Origin of the sequence: Pseudomonas sp. LG1D9, from assembly GCF_002949995.1 — a bacterium.
Taxonomy (GTDB): domain Bacteria; phylum Pseudomonadota; class Gammaproteobacteria; order Pseudomonadales; family Pseudomonadaceae; genus Aquipseudomonas; species Aquipseudomonas proteolytica.
This window is the reverse complement of record NZ_CP026881.1, coordinates 3,132,960-3,155,134: the sequence shown is the minus strand read 5'-3', so window position 1 is coordinate 3,155,134 and position 22,175 is coordinate 3,132,960. Positions and strand designations below refer to the sequence as shown.

19 protein-coding genes are annotated in these 22,175 nt (G+C 61.8%); 16 read left to right on the top strand and 3 right to left on the bottom strand.

All coding sequences use genetic code 11. The annotated features are described in order from the left end of the window. Positions 1-139 precede the first annotated feature (139 nt). Both C5F71_RS14925 and rpmE read right to left on the bottom strand, forming a co-directional pair. Positions 140-946, bottom strand: a complete 807-nt coding sequence (locus tag C5F71_RS14925; RefSeq protein ID WP_104911415.1) for a thermonuclease family protein — start codon at positions 944-946, stop codon at positions 140-142. Positions 947-960: 14 nt separating this feature from the next. After that, complete coding sequence (gene rpmE / locus C5F71_RS14920) at positions 961-1,191, bottom strand: 50S ribosomal protein L31 (protein ID WP_029296053.1); 231 nt, start codon at positions 1,189-1,191, stop codon at positions 961-963. Positions 1,192-1,393: 202 nt separating this feature from the next. Here rpmE and C5F71_RS14910 point away from each other — a divergent pair, with 202 nt between their 5' ends. The 10 genes from C5F71_RS14910 (at position 1,394) to C5F71_RS14865 (ending at position 14,612) form a co-directional block, all read left to right on the top strand. Next, complete coding sequence (locus C5F71_RS14910) at positions 1,394-3,613, top strand: primosomal protein N' (protein WP_029296049.1); 2,220 nt, start codon at positions 1,394-1,396, stop codon at positions 3,611-3,613. 204 nt (positions 3,614-3,817) lie between these two features. After that, complete coding sequence (gene argS, locus C5F71_RS14905) at positions 3,818-5,554, top strand: arginine--tRNA ligase (protein ID WP_104912628.1); 1,737 nt, start codon at positions 3,818-3,820, stop codon at positions 5,552-5,554. A gap of 1 nt (position 5,555) precedes the next feature. Continuing rightward, positions 5,556-6,257, top strand: coding sequence for an SPOR domain-containing protein (locus tag C5F71_RS14900; RefSeq protein WP_029296044.1), 702 nt, complete (start codon positions 5,556-5,558; stop codon positions 6,255-6,257). 502 nt (positions 6,258-6,759) lie between these two features. Further along, complete coding sequence (gene hslV / locus C5F71_RS14895) at positions 6,760-7,290, top strand: ATP-dependent protease subunit HslV (protein ID WP_017738857.1); 531 nt, start codon at positions 6,760-6,762, stop codon at positions 7,288-7,290. A gap of 38 nt (positions 7,291-7,328) precedes the next feature. Then, positions 7,329-8,666 carry an ATP-dependent protease ATPase subunit HslU gene (hslU, locus tag C5F71_RS14890; RefSeq protein ID WP_029296041.1) on the top strand — a complete coding sequence of 446 codons (1,338 nt, stop codon included), beginning with the start codon at positions 7,329-7,331 and terminating at the stop codon, positions 8,664-8,666. A 162-nt stretch (positions 8,667-8,828) separates the two neighbouring features. Next, on the top strand, positions 8,829-9,206 hold the full coding sequence (locus C5F71_RS14885; protein WP_104911413.1) for a gamma-butyrobetaine hydroxylase-like domain-containing protein: 378 nt from the start codon (positions 8,829-8,831) through the stop codon (positions 9,204-9,206). 249 nt (positions 9,207-9,455) lie between these two features. After that, positions 9,456-11,135, top strand: a complete 1,680-nt coding sequence (gene phaC / locus C5F71_RS14880) for a class II poly(R)-hydroxyalkanoic acid synthase (RefSeq protein WP_029296037.1) — start codon at positions 9,456-9,458, stop codon at positions 11,133-11,135. 181 nt (positions 11,136-11,316) lie between these two features. Then, on the top strand, positions 11,317-12,174 hold the full coding sequence (gene phaZ / locus C5F71_RS14875; RefSeq protein WP_029296035.1) for a poly(3-hydroxyalkanoate) depolymerase: 858 nt from the start codon (positions 11,317-11,319) through the stop codon (positions 12,172-12,174). A 102-nt stretch (positions 12,175-12,276) separates the two neighbouring features. After that, positions 12,277-13,959 (top strand): class II poly(R)-hydroxyalkanoic acid synthase, encoded by a 1,683-nt coding sequence (gene phaC, locus C5F71_RS14870; RefSeq protein WP_104911412.1) that lies wholly within the window; start codon positions 12,277-12,279, stop codon positions 13,957-13,959. Between the two features lie 32 nt (positions 13,960-13,991). Beyond that, entirely contained in the window at positions 13,992-14,612 is a 621-nt protein-coding gene (locus C5F71_RS14865) for a TetR/AcrR family transcriptional regulator (protein ID WP_029296031.1), read from the top strand. Between the two features lie 54 nt (positions 14,613-14,666). Here the strand turns inward: C5F71_RS14865 and C5F71_RS14860 are convergent, their stop codons facing one another. Then, positions 14,667-15,362 (bottom strand): response regulator transcription factor, encoded by a 696-nt coding sequence (locus C5F71_RS14860; protein ID WP_256588153.1) that lies wholly within the window; start codon positions 15,360-15,362, stop codon positions 14,667-14,669. Between the two features lie 317 nt (positions 15,363-15,679). Here C5F71_RS14860 and C5F71_RS14855 point away from each other — a divergent pair, with 317 nt between their 5' ends. The 6 genes from C5F71_RS14855 to C5F71_RS14830 all read left to right on the top strand — a co-directional run bounded on the left by C5F71_RS14855 (position 15,680) and on the right by C5F71_RS14830 (position 22,162). Further along, on the top strand, positions 15,680-16,258 hold the full coding sequence (locus tag C5F71_RS14855; RefSeq protein ID WP_104911411.1) for a fimbrial protein: 579 nt from the start codon (positions 15,680-15,682) through the stop codon (positions 16,256-16,258). A gap of 100 nt (positions 16,259-16,358) precedes the next feature. Then, a complete protein-coding gene (locus tag C5F71_RS14850) occupies positions 16,359-17,126 on the top strand; it encodes a molecular chaperone (protein WP_256588160.1) in 768 nt (255 codons plus the stop codon). Beyond that, positions 17,123-17,872 carry a molecular chaperone gene (locus C5F71_RS14845; RefSeq protein ID WP_256588152.1) on the top strand — a complete coding sequence of 250 codons (750 nt, stop codon included), beginning with the start codon at positions 17,123-17,125 and terminating at the stop codon, positions 17,870-17,872. Before C5F71_RS14850 ends, C5F71_RS14845 begins: the two co-directional genes overlap by 4 nt. Before the next feature lie 271 nt (positions 17,873-18,143). Beyond that, complete coding sequence (locus C5F71_RS14840; RefSeq protein ID WP_104911409.1) at positions 18,144-20,630, top strand: fimbria/pilus outer membrane usher protein; 2,487 nt, start codon at positions 18,144-18,146, stop codon at positions 20,628-20,630. A 41-nt stretch (positions 20,631-20,671) separates the two neighbouring features. Continuing rightward, the gene (locus tag C5F71_RS14835; protein ID WP_092232872.1) at positions 20,672-21,616 is read left to right on the top strand and encodes a fimbrial protein; all 945 of its coding nucleotides are present in this window, start codon (positions 20,672-20,674) and stop codon (positions 21,614-21,616) included. Positions 21,617-21,634: 18 nt separating this feature from the next. Then, positions 21,635-22,162: a fimbrial protein gene (locus C5F71_RS14830; protein WP_029296016.1), complete on the top strand. Its 528-nt coding sequence runs from the start codon at positions 21,635-21,637 to the stop codon at positions 22,160-22,162. Positions 22,163-22,175 lie beyond the last annotated feature (13 nt).

The following is a 22,175-nucleotide window of genomic DNA, read 5'->3' as shown; positions in this document are numbered from 1 at the left end:
ATACTCGCCTCGCAAAGTCCCCACAAGACTGAGCAGTCACAGGTGTCAAGGGCCCTACCCTACGACTTTCGGCCAAGAGCCACGGGATACAAGGCCTACAACTGTTCACAATCGATAGAAAAAATGTCTACAATTTTTCTTATTGTGCCAATTGCAGCATGCCGGGATCGGTCAGCGGGAGCAGCCAACGCGCCTGGCCACTTTTCAGGCCGCCACGCCGAGAGCGGTCCACCACCCAGCCACGGGCCTCGATATCCTGGCCTTGCAGGCGCCGGAGCAAGGCGTCATCGAATTGTCCGACAAGATTGGGTGCAACCCGTAATACCAGGGAGCCCTGCAATTCGATCCAGATCCCGCCACGATTGCGTTCGACCTTGCTTACGCGGCCACTGACCACGGCAAAGCCCGACTGCCTGATTTGCTCGGCTTTGTGCACGGGCGACTGGCGCCACAGGCCCAACCTGGCAGCCCGCGCACTGCGTTCGGCCGCTTGCTGGCAGGCGACCAAGTCGACATTGGGTGCCACCGCCACCAGGAATCCGAGACCCTCGGCGAGCAGTTGGGCCTCCAGGTTTGCGCCGTTGGCCCCATAAAGATGGGCCAGGGTCCGCCCGTAACGGTCCTTGCCCTCACGGCCCGGCACCACCCCGACCCGACCACCACTGGTATCCACCAACCCTTGCAGGCGTTGGCGCGCCGCCACGGCGAAAGGCTCGTCCGGGCGGCCTTTCTTGCCGGTCTCCGGGGCATTGACGCCGATCATCCGCACACTGCGGCCGTCCTTGAGGCGGACGGTGTCGCCATCGACCACGCGCTGCACCTCAAAGGTACTGATCGCTGCAGGGGCGGGGCAAAACACCTCGGCCTGGACGGCCGACAGCCAAATCGCAGGCACAAAAAAGGCGCCCGCAAGGGACGCCTTTTTCATTAGCAGGTAAAAGCCCATCAGGCTTTTGAACCTTACTCTGCAGCAGCTGGAGCTTTCTTGCCGAAAGCACCGAAACGGTCGGCGAAGCGCTGTACACGGCCGCCAGTATCCAGAGTCTTCTGCTTACCGGTGTAGAACGGGTGGCACTCGTTGCATACGTCAGTACCCAGTGGCTTGCACAGGTTCGAACGAGTTTCGAACTTGTTGCCGCAGCTGCAAGTAACTTGGATGGTTTCGTACGCTGGATGGATATCGGCTTTCATGGTGTCTTCCTCAGGCTAGCGTGCCGCCACTCGACACTATTGTCGAATACCGCACGTAATTAGGCCGCGGATTCTACCAGAGCTTTTTAAACGCGCAAGCGCCGCCATGCCCCCTTTCATCAGAAACTGTGGCAGGACACTCCCCTGCGGGTCTGCTAGGCTCGCGCCCTTCTTCAGCGCCTGCCATATGAGAATTTCCCGCGTGCCCGACGCCATTTTGCGCCTCGCCCTGCCCTCGCCCCTGCGCCGCCTGTTCGATTATCGGGCGCCTGCCGGTGTGGTGCGGGCGCAGCTGCAGCCGGGGATGCGCGTGCGCGTGCCGTTCGGCCGGCGGGAGATGATCGGGATCCTGATCGAAGTGGCGGACCACAGCGAAGTGCCGGCAGAAAAGCTCAAGCCGGCCCTGGCCATCCTCGATGCCACGCCACCGCTGCCGGCGTCACTGTTCAAGCTGTGCCTGTGGACCTCCCAGTATTACCAGCACAGCCTGGGCGACACCTTGAGCTGGGCGTTGCCGGTGCTGTTGCGCCAGGGCGAGCTGGCCGAGGCCCGCCAGGAGCGTTTCTGGTCGATGGCCCCCGGCGCACGCCTGGACGACCCGCGCATCGCCCGCGCCCCGCGCCAGCGTGAAGCCCTGGCCACCCTGGCGCAGCACCCCCACGGCGTTGCCCATCAGTTGCTGAGCAAACTGATGTTGAGCAAGGACAGCCTGGACCTGCTGCTGGCCAAGGACCTGGTGCAAGTGGAAATCCGCCGCCATGCCCCCGGCGAGCGCCATGAGCACTGGCTGGCCCAACCGGAACTGCCGCTGAACCCGGAACAGCGCGCCGCCTTTGAAGCCATCAGCGCTGGCGCCGACAGCTTCCACGCGTTCCTGCTGGCCGGCGTCACCGGCAGCGGCAAGACCGAAGTCTATTTGCAGTTGATCCGCGAAACCCTGGAAGCCGGCAAGCAGGCGCTGGTGCTGATCCCCGAGATCAACCTCGGCCCCCAGACCCTGGCGCGCTTCGAGCAGCGCTTCAATGCGCGGATTGCCCTGGTGCACTCGGCCGTCAACGACCGCGAGCGCCTGGAGTCCTGGCTTGCCGCGCGGGACGGCGAGGCCGACATTATTATCGGCACCCGCTCGGCGCTGTTCACGCCGATGAAAAACCCCGGCCTGATCATCATCGACGAAGAACACGACGGCTCCTACAAGCAGCAGGAAGGCCTGCGCTACCACGCCCGCGACCTGGCCCTGGTGCGCGCACGCCAGGAAAACATCCCGATTGTGCTGGGCTCGGCCACGCCCTCCCTGGAGAGCCTGCACAACGCCTATACCGGGCGCTACGGCCTGCTGCGCCTTAACGAACGGGCGGGCGGTGCCAAGCAACCGCGTTTCCTGCGCCTGGATGTAAAAAGCCGGCCACTGGACAGCGGTATTTCCGGGCCGATGCAACAAGCCATCGGCCAGACCCTGGCTGCCGGCCAGCAAGTGCTGGTGTTCCTCAATCGCCGGGGCTTTGCGCCGACCCTGCTGTGCCACGACTGCGGCTGGATGTCGGAGTGCAACCGTTGCGACGCGCGGATGACCGTACACCAGCGTTCCGGCGAGTTGCGCTGCCACCACTGCGGCCATGTGGAGCGGGTGCCGCGCCATTGCCCGCAATGCGGCAAAGTCGACCTGCGGCCAGTGGGCGCAGGCACCGAGCGCGCCGAGGAGCGCCTGGGGATTCTGTTTCCGGACTTCCCGGTGCTGCGTGTAGACCGCGACAGTACATCGCGCAAGGACGCGATGAACCAGTTGTTCGCCACCATCCAGAAAGGCCAGCCGTGCATCCTGGTCGGCACGCAGATGCTTGCTAAAGGCCATCACTTCCCGCGCGTGACCCTGGTCTCGATCCTGGATGCCGATGGCGGGTTGTTCTCCGGGGACTTTCGCGCCAGTGAACGCATGGCACAACTGATCGTGCAGGTCGCAGGCCGCGCCGGGCGTGCCGAGGAACCGGGCAAAGTGATTATCCAGACCCACTTGGCCGACCACCCACTACTGATTCAACTGACGGAACAAGGCTACTTCGCCTTCGCCGAGCAGGCGCTGAGCGAGCGTCGCTCCGCCGGCCTGCCGCCTTTTGCGCACCTCGCACTGTTACGCGCCGAAGCCCATAAGCCGGGGCAGGCCGAAAGTTTCCTGGATGAAGCGTGCAGCGCGGCTGAACGTTTGCTCGGTGAGCTGGGTCTGAGCGGCATCGAGTTGCTGGGCCCTGTGCCAGCACCGATGGAACGGCGCGCCGGGCGTTATCGCGCACAGCTCCTGTTGCAAGCCACCGCCCGCGCACCGCTGCATCGGCTATTAAGTAGCTGGTTGCTTGCGCTGGAGCAAATGCCCAGCGGGCGACAGGTGCGATGGTCGTTGGATGTCGATCCGGTGGATTTGTACTGAGAGATAAATTGCTATCGCAGGCAAGCCAGCTCCCACATTTGACGGTTTTCACACATCAAAATGTGGAAGCGGGCTGGCCCGCGATGAGGCCCGCAGGTCCAGTAACGGACCTTGATGGTTGGCAAGCCCGCCCTCGCACCGGATAATGTCCAGTTTTTCCACCTGCGCATCGCGCACCGCCGCTTGCGGTCGAAAGAGAACACCATGAAAGACACAATTCGCCAGTTGATCCAACAAGCCCTCACCCAACTCGTCAACGAAGGTGTGTTGCCTGAAGGCCTGACGCCGGCGATCCAGGTGGAAAACTCTCGAGACAAGACCCACGGTGACTTCGCCAGCAACATCGCAATGATGCTGGCCAAGCCTGCTGGCATGAAACCGCGGGACCTTGCGGAAAAAATCATTGCCGCACTGCCGGCCGACCCACAGGTGAGCAAGGCCGAAATCGCCGGCCCCGGCTTTATCAATATTTTCCAGAACACCCAGGCCCTGGCTTCACGCCTGGACTCCGCCCTGGCCGACGCCAAAATCGGCGTACGCAAGGCCGGCCCGGTACAGCGTGTGGCCATCGACCTGTCGGCCCCCAACCTGGCCAAGGAAATGCACGTTGGTCACCTGCGCTCGACCATCATTGGCGACGGCGTGGCGCGGGTCCTGGAGTTCCTCGGCGATACCGTGATCCGCCAGAACCACGTGGGCGACTGGGGCACCCAGTTCGGCATGCTGATGGCGTACCTGCAAGAAAACCCCATCACCAGCAACGAGCTGTCGGACCTGGAAAACTTCTACCGCGCCGCCAAGAAGCGCTTCGACGAATCCGAAGAGTTCGCCAACCGCGCCCGTGGCCTGGTGGTCAAGCTGCAGGCCGGCGACCAGGAATGCCTGGAACTGTGGGCACGCTTCCGCGATATTTCCCTGTCCCACTGCCAGAAAATCTACGAACTGCTGAACGTCAAGCTGACCATGGCCGACGTCATGGGCGAAAGCGCCTACAACGACGACCTGATCAATGTGGTCAACGACCTCAAGGCCAAGGGCTTGCTGGTTGAGAGCAACGGCGCCCAGTGCGTGTTCCTCGACGAATTCAAGACCGCCGACGGCGAGCCGCTGCCAGTGATCATCGTCAAGGCCGATGGCGGTTATCTGTATGCCACCACTGACCTCGCGGCCGTGCGCTACCGCAGCGGCGTGCTCAAGGCCGACCGTGCGCTGTATTTCGTCGACCAGCGCCAGGCCCTGCACTTCCAGCAAGTGTTCGAAGTGGCGCGCCGCGCCGGTTTCGTCACCCACCCGATGCACATGGAGCACATGGGCTTCGGCACCATGAACGGCGCCGATGGCCGTCCGTTCAAGACCCGCGACGGCGGCACCGTGAAGCTGATCGACCTGCTGAACGAAGCCCAGGAGCGTGCCTACAACCTGGTGAAGGAAAAGAACCCGGAACTGGCCGATGCCGACCTGCGCAACATCGCCCGGGTGGTGGGGATTGGCGCGGTGAAATACGCCGACCTGTCCAAGCACCGTACCAGCGACTACAGCTTCAACTTCGAGCTGATGCTCAACTTCGAAGGCAACACCGCGCCGTACCTGCTCTATGCCTACACCCGTGTGGCGGGCGTATTCCGCAAGCTGGGCAAGGATTTCAGCGAAGTCGACGGCCAGATCATCCTGCAAGCGCCGCAAGAGCATGACCTGGCCGCCAAGCTGGCGCAGTTCGGCGAAGTACTCAACAGCGTGGGCGAGAAAGGCACGCCGCATATTCTGTGCACCTACCTGTATGAAGTCGCCGGGTTGTTCTCCAGCTTCTACGAGAACTGCCCGATCCTGAGTGCCGACGACGAAACGCAAAAGCAAAGCCGCCTGCGCCTCGCCGCACTGGCTGGACGGACCCTCAAGCAAGGCCTGGAACTGTTGGGCCTGGAAACTCTGGAGCGTATGTAAGTTGGCAGCCAAGAAAAAACCTGCACCCAAGCGCGGCGCCAGCCGCTACCAGGCACCGGCCAAACAACCGATCCCGGGCTGGATGTGGCTGGCCATCGGCCTGTCGGTCGGTGCGTTTATCGTGTTCCTGATGAAACTGGAGCCGGGCCAGGGTGAAGACGTCAAGCGGGTCAAGCAGGAGCAGCAGAAAGCCAGCAAGATCGCCGAAGCGAACAAGACACCACCGAGCCCGACCGCGCCTGTGAAGCCGAAATATGACTTCTACACGCTGCTGCCGGAGTCGGAAGTGATCGTGCCGCAAGACGCCGTGCCGGAGAAAACCCTGCCGACGCCGCAGGTGCCGACCACCCCGGTAACCCCGGCGGAAGCAGCGAAGATCGACACCGCGCGCGCCCAGGCGGCACTGGCCGGGATTACCCCGCCGCCGGCACCACCGGTCGCCACCACCAAAGCGGCGCCGGTGACCAAGTTCTTCCTGCAGGCGGGCTCGTTCCCCAAGCAGGCGGATGCCGATCGGGTGCGTGCGCAGATCATCCTGCTCGGGCAGACGGTGACGGTGGAGTCCGGGACGGTGAAGGAGGCGACCTGGTATCGCGTGTTGGTCGGGCCGTTCAGCAACCGTGAACAGCTGACCGTGGCGCAGAAACAACTGGCCGGGGCGGGCTTTAGCAACCTGCTGTTACAACAACGCCAGAGCCGCTGATCCACAGTCAACACGAATCAAATGTGGGAGCTGGCTTGCCTGCGATAGCCATAGGTATCTACACAACTTTCAGAAACTGACGAACTCCCCCGTGGCGAGCGGGCTTGTCGGAACGCCGCATCGCCCGCGCTGGGCTGCGAAGCAGCCCTAAACCGGCCTATCGCGATTTATCTGAAGAAACGCGGCGGGCTTATTGGGGCTGCTTCGCAGCCCAGCGCGGGCGATGCGGCGTTCCGACAAGCCCGCTCGCCACAACTGCGCTATCTGCCTGGATCTAGGCGTTGCGCTGCGATAGCGGTGTATCAGTCAATATTTTCAGTGACTGGTACACCGCTATCGCAGGCAAGCCAGCCCCCACACTGGTTTTATAGTGCGCTCAAGCCTGTGCCAGCCCGCTAGACACCACTCGTCCGCACATCCTTCCTACGGTTGAAATCTCCCCCGCCACCCCCATATGAGTTCCATCAGGGCATTTTCGCCCCGCAGCGTGGAGACTCTCCCCTTGACCACCATCGTTTCAGTTCGTCGCCACGGCAAAGTCGTCATGGGCGGCGACGGCCAGGTTTCCCTTGGCAATACCGTGATGAAAGGCAACGCCAAAAAAGTGCGTCGCCTGTACCACGGCCAGGTCCTTGCCGGTTTTGCAGGGGCCACCGCTGACGCCTTTACCCTGTTCGAACGCTTTGAAGGCCAACTGGAAAAACACCAGGGCCATCTGGTGCGCGCCGCTGTCGAGCTGGCCAAGGAGTGGCGCACCGATCGCTCCCTCAGCCGCCTCGAGGCCATGCTCGCCGTCGCCAACAAAGACGCGTCCCTGATCATCACCGGCAACGGTGACGTGGTTGAGCCCGAGAACGGCCTGATCGCCATGGGCTCCGGCGGCGGCTACGCCCAGGCCGCAGCCAGCGCCTTGCTGAAGAAAACCGACCTGTCGGCCCGGGAAATCGTCGAGACCGCCCTGGGTATCGCCGGCGATATCTGCGTGTTCACCAACCACAACCTGACCATTGAGGAGCAGGACCTCGCGGAATAAGCCGTCGGCTTTTTCCTGCTTGAGGACCACACACCACTATGTCCATGACTCCCCGCGAAATCGTCCATGAACTCAATCGCCATATCATCGGCCAGGACGATGCCAAGCGCGCCGTTGCCATCGCCCTGCGTAACCGCTGGCGCCGGATGCAACTGCCCGAAGAATTGCGCGTTGAAGTAACGCCCAAGAACATCCTGATGATCGGCCCGACCGGTGTCGGCAAGACCGAGATCGCGCGTCGCCTGGCCAAGCTGGCCAACGCGCCGTTCATCAAGGTCGAAGCCACCAAGTTCACCGAAGTTGGCTATGTGGGCCGTGACGTCGAGTCGATCATCCGTGATCTGGCCGACGCCGCCCTAAAGCTGCTGCGCGAACAGGAAATGACCAAGGTCAGCCATCGCGCTGAAGACGCTGCCGAAGAGCGCATCCTCGATGCCCTGCTGCCACCGGCACGTACCGGTTTCAATGAAGACGCCGCTCCCGCCTCGGATTCCAACACGCGCCAGCTGTTCCGCAAGCGCTTGCGTGAAGGCCAGTTGGACGACAAGGAAATCGAGATCGAAGTCGCCGAACACGCTGGCGTCGACATCTCCGCTCCGCCTGGCATGGAAGAAATGACCAGCCAGTTGCAGAACCTGTTTGCCAATATGGGCAAGGGCAAGAAGAAAAACCGCAAGCTCAAGGTCAAGGACGCGCTCAAGCTGGTGCGCGACGAAGAAGCCGGGCGCCTGGTCAACGAGGAAGAACTCAAGGCCAAGGCCCTGGAAGCCGTCGAGCAGCACGGTATCGTGTTTATCGACGAGATCGACAAGGTGGCCAAGCGCGGTAACTCCGGCGGCGTCGATGTGTCCCGCGAAGGCGTACAGCGCGACCTGTTGCCGCTGATCGAAGGCTGCACGGTGAATACCAAGCTGGGCATGGTCAAGACTGACCACATCCTGTTTATCGCGTCCGGTGCGTTCCACCTGAGCAAGCCAAGCGACCTGGTGCCGGAGCTGCAAGGCCGCCTGCCGATTCGCGTGGAACTCAAGGCGCTGACCCCTGGCGATTTCGAGCGCATTCTCAGCGAACCGCACGCCTCGCTCACCGAGCAATACCGCGAGCTGCTGAAGACCGAAGGCCTGGGCATCGAGTTCCTGCCGGACGGTATCAAGCGCCTGGCGGAGATTGCCTGGCAGGTCAACGAGAAGACCGAGAACATTGGCGCCCGTCGCCTGCATACCTTGCTTGAGCGCTTGCTGGAGGAAGTTTCCTTCAGCGCCGGCGACATGGCGGGCGCGCAGAATGGCGTGGCGATCAAGATCGACGCCGACTACGTCAACAGCCACCTGGGCGAATTGGCGCAGAACGAAGACTTGTCTCGTTATATCCTGTAAGCCTCACACAGGAACCGCTCTGCTTTAATGTGGGAGCGGGCTTGCTCGCGAATGCGGTGGGTCAGTTTATGCAACTGTGACTGACCCACCGCATTCGCGAGCAAGCCCGCTCCCACATTTTAAAGCCGGTTCCTTCAGGATCATCCATGAGCGGTTCCCCCAATGTCTAAAATGCCCACCGCCATCAACCTGCACAAAGCCTCCAAGACCCTGTCGCTGACCTACGGGCCGGACGAGGTCTATCACCTGAGTGCCGAACTGCTGCGGGTGCACTCGCCTTCCGCCGAGGTCCAGGGCCACGGCAATCCGATCCTGCAATTTGGCAAGCTGAATGTCGGCCTGACCAAGATCGAACCCGCCGGGCAGTACGCACTGAAATTGACCTTCGATGACGGTCATGACAGCGGACTGTTCACCTGGGAATACCTCTACCAACTCGCCGTACGTCAGGACGCGTTGTGGGCCGACTATCTTGCCGAGCTCAAGGCGGCCGGAAAAACCCGCGACCCGAGCCAGTCCGTCGTCAAGCTGATGCTCTAACTCAGGCTTCTTGCTCATTAGTGGGCATTTTCTAATTTCATCTGCTTGAATGCCCTGTCGTGTGGCCAACGATTGGCCCGCTTGCGCATTAAATAAAACTCGGGTAACCAATGGAATTGGCAAGTTCCCTGCATTTGACGATGTGGTATCAACGGTCACCCGAGCAGCAGTACCAGGCTTGTGTTGTGCCTCGATAGTTGGGGCACAGCGGTACCCGGTACTCGTCTTTCGGACAATGGAGCGTCGTAGATGAGTAATAAGAATAACGATGACTTGAAACGCCAGGCCTCGGAAAACACCCTGGGGCTGAACCCGATCATCGCGTTACGCAAAAAGGATTTATTGGCTTCTGCGCGGATGGTGCTGACCCAGGCCATCAAGCAACCGTTACACAGCGTCAAGCACGTCGCCCACTTTGGCGTCGAATTGAAGAACGTGGTGTTCGGCAAGTCCGAACTTGCCCCGGAAAGCGATGACCGTCGCTTCAACGACCCGGCCTGGAGCCAGAACCCGCTCTACAAGCGCTACCTGCAAACCTATCTGGCGTGGCGCAAGGAATTGCACGACTGGATCGGCGACAGCAACCTGTCGGAACAGGACATCAGCCGCGGGCACTTCGTCATCAACCTGATGACCGAGGCCATGGCGCCAACCAACAGTGCCGCCAACCCGGCCGCCGTCAAACGCTTCTTTGAAACCGGTGGCAAGAGCCTGCTCGATGGCCTCTCGCACCTGGCCAAGGACCTGGTCCATAACGGCGGCATGCCGAGCCAGGTGAACATGGGCGCCTTTGAAGTGGGCAAGAGCCTGGGCACCAGTGAAGGCGCGGTGGTGTTTCGCAATGACGTGCTGGAGTTGATCCAGTACAAACCGATCACCGAGCAGGTGCACGAACGGCCACTGCTGGTGGTGCCGCCGCAGATCAACAAGTTTTATGTATTCGACCTGAGTCCGGACAAGAGCCTGGCGCGCTTTTGCCTGCGCAATAACCAGCAGACCTTTATTGTCAGTTGGCGCAACCCCACCAAGGCCCAGCGCGAATGGGGCCTGTCGACCTACATCGAGGCGCTCAAAGAGGCGGTCGATGTGGTGACCGCGATTACCGGCAGCAAAGACATCAACATGCTCGGCGCCTGCTCGGGTGGCATCACTTGCACCGCGCTGCTGGGCCACTATGCGGCGCTGGGCGAGAAGAAGGTCAACGCCCTGACCTTGCTGGTGAGCGTGCTGGACACCACCCTTGACACCCAGGTGGCCCTGTTCGTCGACGAGCAGACCCTGGAATCAGCCAAGCGCCACTCCTACCAGGCCGGCGTCCTGGAAGGCCGGGACATGGCCAAGGTCTTCGCCTGGATGCGCCCCAATGACCTGATCTGGAATTACTGGGTCAACAACTACCTGCTGGGCAATGAGCCGCCGGTGTTCGACATCCTGTTCTGGAACAACGACACCACGCGCCTGCCCGCGGCCTTCCATGGCGACCTGATCGAGCTGTTCAAGAACAACCCGCTGATACGGGCCAATGCCCTGGAAGTGTGCGGTACACCGATCGATCTCAAGCAGGTGACGGCCGACATCTACTCGCTGGCGGGCACCAACGACCACATCACACCGTGGCAGTCCTGCTACAAGTCGGCGCAATTGTTTGGCGGCAAGGTCGAGTTCGTATTGTCCAGCAGCGGGCATATCCAGAGCATCCTCAACCCGCCCGGCAACCCGAAGGCGCGCTACCAGACCAGCGAGAGCATGGGCGAGAAGGCCTTGGACTGGCAGGAAAACGCCACCAAACATACCGACTCATGGTGGCTGCACTGGCAAGGCTGGATAGGAGAACGCTCGGGCAAGCTAAAGAAAGCACCTACGAGTTTGGGTAACAAGACCTACGCAGCGGCAGAGGCTGCACCCGGCACATACGTTCACGAGCGCTAAGGCAAACACTTTTGCGCGATTGAAATGGGATCAATCAGGGTGGGAGCGGGCTTGCTCGCGATGCAGGCAACACGGTGTATCTATCAGGCCGAGTTGATGCCATCGCGGGCAAGCCCGCTCCCACACAAGCCCGCTCCTACATTGGCCGCATTCCAGCAGTAACACTTCACAGGGTTTGAGCATGCCGCAACCGTTCATCTTCCGTACCATCGACCTGGATGGCCAGACCATCCGCACGGCGGTACGACCGGGCAAGTCTCACTTGACGCCACTGCTGATTTTCAACGGCATCGGCGCCAACCTTGAGCTGGTGTTTCCGTTCGTCCAGGCCCTGGATCCGGACCTGGAAGTGATTGCCTTCGATGTACCGGGGGTCGGCGGCTCGTCGACACCCAGCCGCCCCTATCGCTTTCCCGGCCTGGCCAAGCTCACCGCGCGCATGCTCGATTACCTGGACTACGGCCAGGTCAATGCCGTGGGGGTTTCCTGGGGCGGCGCCCTGGCGCAGCAGTTTGCCTATGACTACCCGGAACGCTGCAAGAAACTGATCCTGGCCGCCACCGCCGCCGGCGCCTTCATGGTGCCGGGCAAGCCAAAAGTGCTGTGGCTGATGGCCAGCCCCCGGCGCTACATCCAACCGTCCCACGTGGTGCGCATCGCGCCAATGATTTATGGCGGCTCGTTCCGCCGGGATTCAAAGCTGGCCGCCGAGCACGCGAGCAAAGTGCGCTCGGCGGGCAAGCTGGGCTACTACTGGCAATTGTTCGCAGGCCTGGGCTGGACCAGCATTCACTGGCTGCACAAAATCAAGCAGCCGACCCTGGTGCTGGCCGGCGACGACGACCCGCTGATCCCGCTGGTCAATATGCGCATGCTGGCCTGGCGCATTCCCAATGCGCAGTTGCACATCATCGACGACGGCCATCTGTTCCTGATTACCCGGGCCGAAGCGGTGGCACCGATCATCATGAAGTTTCTCCAGGAAGAACGCTTGCGTGCGGTGATCCATCCGCAGCCGGCGCCCTACAGCAATACCTGAGCAGTAGCGGGTCAGGACGACCCTTACGCGCAACTTGGCCAGAACCGACTATGGTTCTGAACTGGCGTGCTTGTTGGCGAATTGACGAAGGAGTGTTGACCCATGCGTGACAGACCCGTAAATGTCCCGGCCCCCACACCCGCCGCGTTCATCAATGCACAAAGTGCAATCACCGGCCTGCGCGGCCGGGATCTGCTGTCGACCCTGCGCAGTGTCGCGGCCCATGGCTTGCGCAACCCGTTGCACAGCGCCCGCCATGCCCTGGCGCTGGGTGGGCAACTGGGTCGGGTGCTATTGGGTGAAACCGTACATGAGCCCAACCCCCACGACAGCCGCTTTGCCGACCCCACCTGGAAACTCAACCCCCTGTACCGGCGCAGCCTGCAAGCCTATTTGAGCTGGCAGAAACAGACCCGGCACTGGATCGACGACAGCCACTTGAGTGACGACGATCGCGCGCGTGCACACTTTGTCTTCTCGTTGCTCAACGATGCGGTGTCGCCGTCCAATACCCTGCTCAACCCGCTGGCGATCAAGGAGTTGCTCAACTCCGGTGGCAACAGCGTGGTACGCGGCATGGGCAATCTGTTCGATGACGTGCTGCACAACAACGGCCTGCCGCGCCAGGTCAGCAAGCAGGCGTTTGAGGTGGGCAAGACAGTCGCCACCACGCCAGGCTCGGTGGTGTTTCGCAATGAACTGCTGGAGTTGATCCAGTACAAGCCCATGAGCGAAAAACAGTACGCCAAGCCGCTGCTGGTGGTGCCGCCGCAAATCAACAAGTACTACATTTTCGATTTGAGCCCGGCCAACAGTTTCGTGCAGTACGCTCTGAAGAACGGCCTGCAGGTGTTTATGGTCAGTTGGCGCAACCCGGATGTGCGCCATCGCGAATGGGGCCTGTCCACTTATGTGGCGGCGCTGGAAGAGGCGCTGAATATCTGCCGGGCAATCAGCGGCGCCCGTGAAGTGAACCTGATGGGCGCCTGCGCCGGTGGCCTGACCATCGCGGCCCTGCAAGGCCACCTGCAGGCCAAGCGCCAACAACGCCGGGTCGCCAGCGCCACCTACCTGGTCAGCCTGCTGGACAGCCAGATCGACAGCCCCGCCATGCTGTTTGCCGACGAACAGACCCTGGAGGCAGCCAAGCGCCGCTCCTACCAACAAGGGGTGCTGGATGGCCGCGACATGGCCAAGGTCTTCGCCTGGATGCGCCCCAACGACCTGATCTGGAACTACTGGATCAACAACTACCTGCTGGGCAAGGAACCACCGGCGTTCGACATCCTGTACTGGAACAACGACAACACCCGCTTGCCGGCAGCCTTGCACGGCGATCTGCTGGACTTCTTCAAGCACAACCCGCTGAGCCATCCCGGTGGCCTGGAAGTGTGTGGTACGCCCATCGATTTGCAGAAAGTCACGGTCGACAGCTTCAGCGTGGCCGGAATCAACGATCACATCACGCCGTGGGACGCGGTCTACCGCTCGACCTTGCTGCTAGGCGGTGAAAAACGCTTCGTGCTCTCCAACAGCGGGCACATCCAGAGCATCCTCAACCCCCCGGGCAACCCCAAGGCCAACTTTGTCGAAAACCTCAAGCTGAGCAGCGACCCGCGCGCCTGGTACTACGACGCCAGCCATATCGAGGGCAGTTGGTGGCCGCAGTGGCTTGAGTGGATCCAGCAACGCTGCGGGGTGCAGCGCGAGACCCTGACGGCCCTGGGCAACCAGAACTACCCACCGATGGAGGCGGCGCCCGGCACCTATGTGCGGGTTCGCTGACACCCTGGCCCCTTGAACACTAAGAAGACTGGATGAAAACCCGCGACCGTATCCTTGAATGTGCCCTGCAGTTGTTCAACCAAAAGGGCGAGCCGAATGTTTCAACCATGGAAGTGGCCAATGAAATGGGGATCAGCCCCGGCAACCTCTATTACCACTTCCATGGCAAGGAACCCCTGGTCATCGGGCTGTTCGAACGCTTCCAGGGCGAACTGGCCCCACTGCTCGACCCACCGGCGCAAGTGCAGTTGGCGCCGGAGGATTACTGGTTGTTCCTGCACTTGATCGTCGAACGCATGGCGCACTATCGGTTCCTGTTCCAGGACCTGTCGAACCTGGCCGGGCGCTTGCCGAAGCTGGCCAAGGGCATTCGCAACCTGCTGACCGCACTCAAGCGCACCCTGGCTTCACTGTTGGCGCGGCTCAAGGCCGAAGGCCAGTTGGTCAGCGAAACCCAGGCCCTGGGCCAACTGGTGGAGCAGATCACCATGACCCTGCTGTTTTCCCTGGATTACCAGCGGATTCTTGATCGCGAGGCTGAGGTGCGAGTCGTGGTCTATCAAGTGATGATGCTGGTGGCCCCGCACCTGTTGATGCCCGCACGCTTGGCGACCGAGCGTTTCGCCCTGCGTTACCTGGATGACCCGGTTTGACGGTCAAGGCCGAACCCCACCTGTGGAAGGGGCCAGGTTCAGCCTCCCGTCAGGTTATCCCGACTTCCGGAACTGGTGCGTGAACTTGAACAGTTCACTGTCGCTGCTGATTCCCAACTTTCGATAAGCCGATTGTTTTTGTGTACTGATCGTACTTGCACTGCGCGAGAACTTTGCCGCAATTGAGTTCACCGACATACCATCCAAAAAACACCGCAGTACTTCTTGCTCCTTGGGCGAGAGACAAGCGTTCAATTGCAACGGCGTTGCAAAGTCCATTTTCGACTTCATGCTCGCGACCTCAAGCACCGATTGCATGCCCTGCAGGGCTGGCACCATACAAGGTTGCAGGTATATGCGGCCCTGGGCGACGGTGCGAATCGCCGTAATCAACTCCGTCAAGTTCTGGGTTTTACCCAGAATCCCCCAACATCCGGCTTTCAATGACAGTGAAACCGTGGCCGGCGTGAAGTGCGAACAGACAATCAACGGCCGGCACTGCCTGAAACGCCTGTTCAGCGCCTGGATCAGGCTGATGCCATCGCTGTCCGAGGGGGCCAGGATAAAGTCCATGACCACCACATCCACCGGGCGCCGGGCCAGCGCTTCCAACAACTCCCGCCCCGTTCCGAATGATCCGACCACGTCCAGATCGGTCTCTTTGCGCAAGCCCAGCTCGATGCCCTGGCGGACCATTGCGTGGTCGTCCAGCAGCATGACGGTATAAGGGGTGGCAATTGAAGTAGGCATAAATAGCCTCGCTTAAATGAATGCAGCAGCACATACCTGATCTGTTACTGCAAGCACGGTATACCCGGCCACACACTAGGATCAATACAACACAGCAATAAGTTAGATGCCTACAGCAATTACCTACAGACCATTCTTAGTACTACAGAAAATTCTGAAATTTATTAATTTTGTTTTCGAACAATTACGAGACAAAACTCGCTACTTCTCTATAGATGCAACGCGCGCAAACAGACAAATTAGGGCTCCCCGCCATTTAAGCACCCAGCGTTTGAAACACTGGCGGGCCACCCCGATGACTCACGACTGGAAACACGATGAAAGGCAACACTGTATCCACGCTTACAGCCGCGCTGGCCTTGACCGCCGCAGTTTCACAAGCCGCCCACGCAGCAGATGGCGTTATCAACTTCAGCGGTCTGGTGACCGATGTCACCTGCACGATCGAGGGCGCAGCACCGGGCTCTGGGGCAGTGGTCAAGGACATCAACCTGGGGGGCGTGTCGGCTGCGCGCCTGGCCGTCGCAGGCAATCGCGCCAACCTCACGGGCTTCACCATCCGTATTGGCGCCCCCGGCGAAGGCAGTTGCACCAACGGGCGCACCGCCATGGTGGCCTTTGACCCGACCAGCCCGGCCATTGATGTGGCAACCGGGCGCTTGAACATCGACGGTTACGATAATCCGTCCGACAGCAGCAACGCCAAGAACGTACAGATCGAAGTCACCAACCGCGATGGCACGCCGATCAATCTTTACAGCGAGAAATCCACCGGTGTGGTGATCGCCGACAACCAGGCACTGATCCCCCTGGCTGCGCAAATGTACGCCAGCGCGCCTGCCACCGAAGGCAAGGTCAAGACCCGTGTCGGCTTTTTGATCGAGTACGCCGAGTAAGGGCGCAACCAGCCTTGCCAGTGCCGACCTGCGTGAATCGCGCAGGTCGGTACTGCCTGATGCGAAGAGATTTCAGACGATGAAAACAACAAACTGCCGGATGCTGCTCGCCTGTGCCTGCTGCTTGTTACTGCTGCTGCCCCCGCCATCCCATGCCGGGGTGATTGTTCACGGCACACGGGTGATCTACCCCGCGCAACAGCAGGAGGTGGTGGTGCGCCTGGAGAACAAAGGGACACGTCCCGCGCTGGTGCAAGCCTGGCTGGACGCCGGTGATCGGCATTCGCCCCCCGCGGCGGCGAAAACCCCGTTCACCCTGTCGCCACCGATCTTGCGCATCGAGCCCCACCAGCAACAGGCGATACGCCTGCGGTACACCGGCGAGCCGATAGCCGAGGACCGCGAAAGCCTGTTCTGGCTCAACGTGCTGGAAGTGCCGCCGCTTGCCACCGACGCGATGCAAAAGAACCAGATTGAACTGTCATTCCGCACCCGCTTGCGCGTCTTTCTGCGCCCACAAGCACTGCCTTACCCGGTCGACAGCGCGCCGGCAAAACTGCAATGGCAACTGCTGGTCCACGAACAAGGCCTGGCCCTGCAAGCCAGCAACCCGACGCCGTACCATATTTCGCTTGCCTCGATCGAGTTGTTGAGCGATGGCCAACGCTTCAGTAAAGCGCCGAACAAAGCCGCCGATGACAGCCTGCTGCTGCCGGGTGGTGGCGTGAAGGTGTTTGCACTCCCCCTGCTACGCCAGCGCCCCCGCGGCGAGGCCAAAGTGGAGTTCACCACGGTCAGCGATTTTGGCGCCCGCGTACGCCATTCCGTTGACCTTGGCCCTACGCCCGCCAAGCGAGTCACGCCATGAGTGCCACCACCCGCTTCATGACGTTGACCGTTGCGCTGTTGAGCAGCGCCGCCGTGCAAGCGAGCGTTATCGTCAACAGCACCCGCATTGTCTATCCACAGAACGACAACGAAGTGACCGTCCGGCTGGAGAGCAAGAACCAGGCCCCGGTGCTGGTCCAGGCGTGGCTGGACAGCGGCGATGAACAATCCACCCCGGACGTGGCCACCGCACCTTTTGTGGTCATCCCGCCGATCTTTCGCATGGAGCCGGGCAAGCAACAGGTTGTGCGCCTGGCTTATACCGGCCAGAACCTGCCCTCGGCCCAGGAAGGCCTGTTCTGGTTCAACCTGCTGGAGGTGCCCTCACAGCGCCAGGGCGCTGCACAGAGCAATCAGTTTCAGTTGGCTTTCCGCTCACGCATCAAGCTGTTCCTGCGCCCGGCCAACCTGCCCTACGGAGTCGAGGCCGCGCCCGGCAAGCTGCAGTGGCAGCGCGTGGCCACCGAGCAGGGCCAGGCTCTGGACGTGTTCAATCCAAGCCCTTACCACGTGACCTTCGAACAGATCCGCGTGCAGGTGGCAGAGCAGCAGCACGTGCGCGAACCCGCGGCCTCGGGTGCTGAAAACATGGTGATACCCGGTGGCCGCCTGCGCTTCGCCTTACCTCGGCTCACCGCGCCTTTGAACAGCTGCGCGACTGTGGCGTTTGAGACACTGGATGATTTCGGGGCAAAGGTGCGGCACACCACCGAGGTCTGTCCATGATGGGCCAATGACGGCATCGGTAATGGGAGCTGTGGGGGGCTTTGTTGGGGCTGCTTCGCAGCCCAGCGCGGGCGATGCGGCGTTCCGACAAGCCCGCTCGCCACAACAAGCCCGCTCGCCACAGTAAGCCCGCTGGCCACAGCAAGCGCCGCGCGATATGGGGCGGCGCGGATTAACCCTTCGATACATGCCTTCGCTGAATGCCCATTGCCCGGGGTAGGGACGCCCTATGCCGGGATTTGGACAGCACTTGCCTTTGAGAATCGTAGATATGAGTTTCAACACCCTGGTGCCTAGCCTGCTGCTGAGCGGCGCCTATGCCATGGGCGCCCACAGTGCCGAACACGTCGAGTTCAACCCGGCCTTCTTCGCCGGTGCAGCGGCGGGTTTGCAGGTCGATATTGCCAAGTTCAACCAGGGTAACGTGGTGCTGCCCGGCAGTTACCGCACCGAGGTACACCTCAACGGGCAGTGGGTCGGACGCGAAACCTTGACCTTCGTCGCACTCGACGGCCAGCGTAGCGCCCAGGTGTGTCTGGAGCGTGATGCGCTGCAGCGGTTTGGCATCGACCTGGGCAGCGCCGCATTTGCCCCCTGCGCCGATATCGCCACTTATCTGCCTGGTGCCAGCGGCCAATTTGACCCAGGCGAAAACCGCCTGGACCTGCAGGTGCCACAGGTTTACCTGGCTCGCCAGGCGCGGGGCTACATCGACCCACGGCACTGGGACAGTGGCATCGATGCCGCCTTTGTGCGCTACAACGCCAATACCTTCAGCACCCAGGCCGGCGGGCGCTCACAGGGCTCGATGTACCTGGGCCTCAACACCGGGCTCAATCTGGGTGATTGGCACTGGCGTCACGACGCCAGTTACAGCCACTCCAACAATGCCAGCGGCTATCAAAGCAACGCCACCTATGTGCAGCGCGAGCTGAGCGCGTGGCAATCACAGTTGATGGTGGGCGAAATCTACACACCGGGGGAGCTATTCGACAGCGTGCGCCTGCGCGGTGCCAGTGTGTCGAGTGATGACCGCATGCTGCCGGACTCCCTGACCGGTTTTGCGCCCGTGGTGCGCGGCGTCGCCGAGACCAACGCCCGCGTCAGCGTGCGCCAGCGCGGCGTGTTGTTGGACGAAGTCTCCGTCGCGCCCGGCCCCTTTGTGCTCAAGGACTTTTCCCCGACCGGTTATGGCGGCGACCTGAGCGTGACGATCACCGAAGCCGATGGGCGCCAGCGCGCGTTCATCGTGCCGTTCGCCGCCAATGCCAACCTGCTGCGTCCCGGCTATCACCGCCACTCGTTGAGTGTCGGTCAACTTGATGAAATCGGCCTGCGGCATCCGCCCAGCCTGGTGCAGGCCACTTATCAGCATGGCCTGAACAATCTGCTGACCGGCTACACCGGCGCCATGATGGGTGACGACTACCAATCGCAGTTGCTGGGCACGGCATTCAATACGCCATGGGGTGCGCTGTCTGTCGACCTGACCCATTCAAATGCCTATCTGCCGGGTCACGGCTCCCGTGACGGGCAGAGCGTACAACTGCGCTACAGCAAGAACTTCGCAGACACCGGCACCCACTTTGCCCTTGGCGCTTACCGTTACTCCACCACCGGTTTCCTGAGCCTGGGCGACGCTGCGCGCATTCGCGACCTCGCCATCGACGGGCTGAACCTGGACGACGTAACCCGCCTGCGCGCCCGCACGGACCTGAGCCTGAGCCAGGGCGTGGGCAGCGGTTCGGTGTACCTGACAGGTTCTGCACAAAACTACTGGAACCGCGCGCAGGGCAACCTGACGTTCACGGCGGGGTACAGCAGCACCTGGAAAGGCCTTCACTACACCGTCAGCGCCCAACGCAGCCGTGACGTGCTCAGTGAAAGGGTCACTCAGCAAGTAGACGTCACCTTGAGCCTGCCACTGGGCAGCGGCGCCCGCTCGCCAACCTTGACTACCACGGCCTACCGCGGCGACCAAGGCAGCGGTGAGCGGATCAGCCTGGGCGGCAGCCTGGGCGAACACAGTCAACTGAGCTACAGCGTCAGCCGCAGCCGGGCCCAAGGCAGCGGCAGCACCACCAGCGCGGACGCGAAATACCAGACAAACCATGGCGTGCTGTCTGCCGGTTATGGCCAGAGCGACGCCTACCGTTCGACCTCCCTGGGCATGACCGGGGGCATTGTCGCCCACTCGGGCGGGGTGATTTTTGCCCCCGAACTGGGCGATACCCTGGGCATCGTCCAAGCCCCCGACGCCCAGGGCGCGCAAATCAATGGTCACCACCGTTCGCAAGTCACCGACAGCGGCTTTGCCGTGGTGCCCCACCTGACGCCCTACCGCCAGAACATCGTCGAACTGGACCCCAAGGACCTGCCCGTCGATGTCGAGCTCAAGACGGCCTCGCAGAATGTGGCGCCCCGCGCCGGTTCGGTGGTCAAGCTGCAATTCGGCACGATCAGCGGTCAGGCCTTATTGATCACGGCACCGCGCCAGGACCGCAGCCCGCTGCCGTTCGGTGCCGATGTGTTCGACGAGGACGGTGCCAGCGTCGGGGTTGTCGGCCAGGGCGGCAAAGCGTTTGTCCGCGTGGCCCGCCCGTTGGGCCAATTGACCGTCAGGTGGGGCGCCGACGCCAGCACCGCGTGCCAGTTGCACTACGACGTGAACGCCCAGGCGCAGGCGGCTGGCACCCAGCGGCTGCGTCATCTGCACGCAGGCACCTGCCGGGGCGATGCAGCCAACGCCGCGTTGTAGACAGCCACGCACACGCCCTATTTCCCAGCGCAGGACTGACGATGAAACACCCCATCAAACTCATTGCAACACTGCTGATGTCCGGCCTCTCGAGTGCCGCACACGCCGCGTGCGACCGGTATCAGAACGACACACTGACCCTCAACATGCCCGCCACTGTCACCGTACCGGCCAGTCTCCCGGTGGGTGCCGAAATTTTCAGTGGTACCTTCAGCGGCACAGCGCAGGCCTTCACCACGAACTGCCCCACCTGGACACTGTTGACGATCACCGGGCGCTACCAGACCAAAGACCCCGGCTACCCAGCCGCCTATCGCACCGAAGCGCCAGGTGTGGGCGTTCGCCTGAGACTCACGAATGCCGCAGGCATCGATTATCCGTTCGCATTGCATAACCAGCAGAGCAGATTCTCAGGACAAGTCCACAGCTTCACCGGCGCGACGCTGAAGTTCTATAAAACCGGGCCGGTCACCGACGGCACCCTCCCGGCCGGGGCTATCCGGGTGAACCGGATGGACAACACCCCGGAGAGTTTCACCCTGCTGCTCGGCAACGCCGTGCGGTTTGTCAGCCCTGCTGCCACCTGCGACCTGGCAACCGGGGACGTCAACCGCACCATTGCACTCGATCCGGTCAAGGTCAGTACTTTGCAAAACGCCACCTTCACCGGCGCCCGCGACTTCGAGCTCACTGCGATCTGCCAGGATGCCTCCCAGGTCACTTTCCGTTTTTCCGGCACCCCCGCCGGGGGCAACAACGCCCTCTTCGCCAATACCGGCACTGCCGGCGGCGTCGCACTGTGGCTGTATTCGCGGATCAATGGCGCAGTCCAGAACATCAACGCCGACGGCACCAGCGACACACGCACGGTGGTGGTTTCCGGCGATCGCGCAGTCCTGCCGCTGGGCGCGGCTTACCACACAAACGGCACGGTCAGCCAAGGCACCCTCCTCAGCACCGCTACCGTCAACATCACCTACAACTGAATCCCGGAGAACTATCTAATGAGCACCCGCAGACTCTCGCTACTGCTGGCCGTGACGGCTGGCCTCGCGGCCAATACGGCGCACGCAAATGCCACGGGCACCCTGCACTTCAACGGCCAGGTCGAGGCCGGCACGTGCAACCTGGCCGCCGGCGACGAAAACCGCACCTTTACGCTGCCGGCCATCAAGATCTCCGACTTCGATGCCGCGCCGAGTGCGGGCGCGTTTGATTTCGAGATTTCGGCCGATTGCGAATCGGACATCCGCCACGTGACGTTCCTGTTCGCCGGCACGCCGTCGACCGGCAATCCGGCATTGTTTTCCAATACGGGGACATCGAAAGGCACGGCCTTGTGGTTGGCACACCGCGCGTCCCCGGTTTTTGCGATTGCTGCCAATGGCAACGTGGCCAAACGCAGCCGCAAGATTGCAACGAACAGCCACAAGGCGGTGATCCCGCTCACGGCGGCGTACCATAAAACCGGCGCAGCGATCAGCCAAGGCACGCTGGTGAGCGCGGTGACCGTTTCAATCACCTACAACTGATGGGTTTGGATGG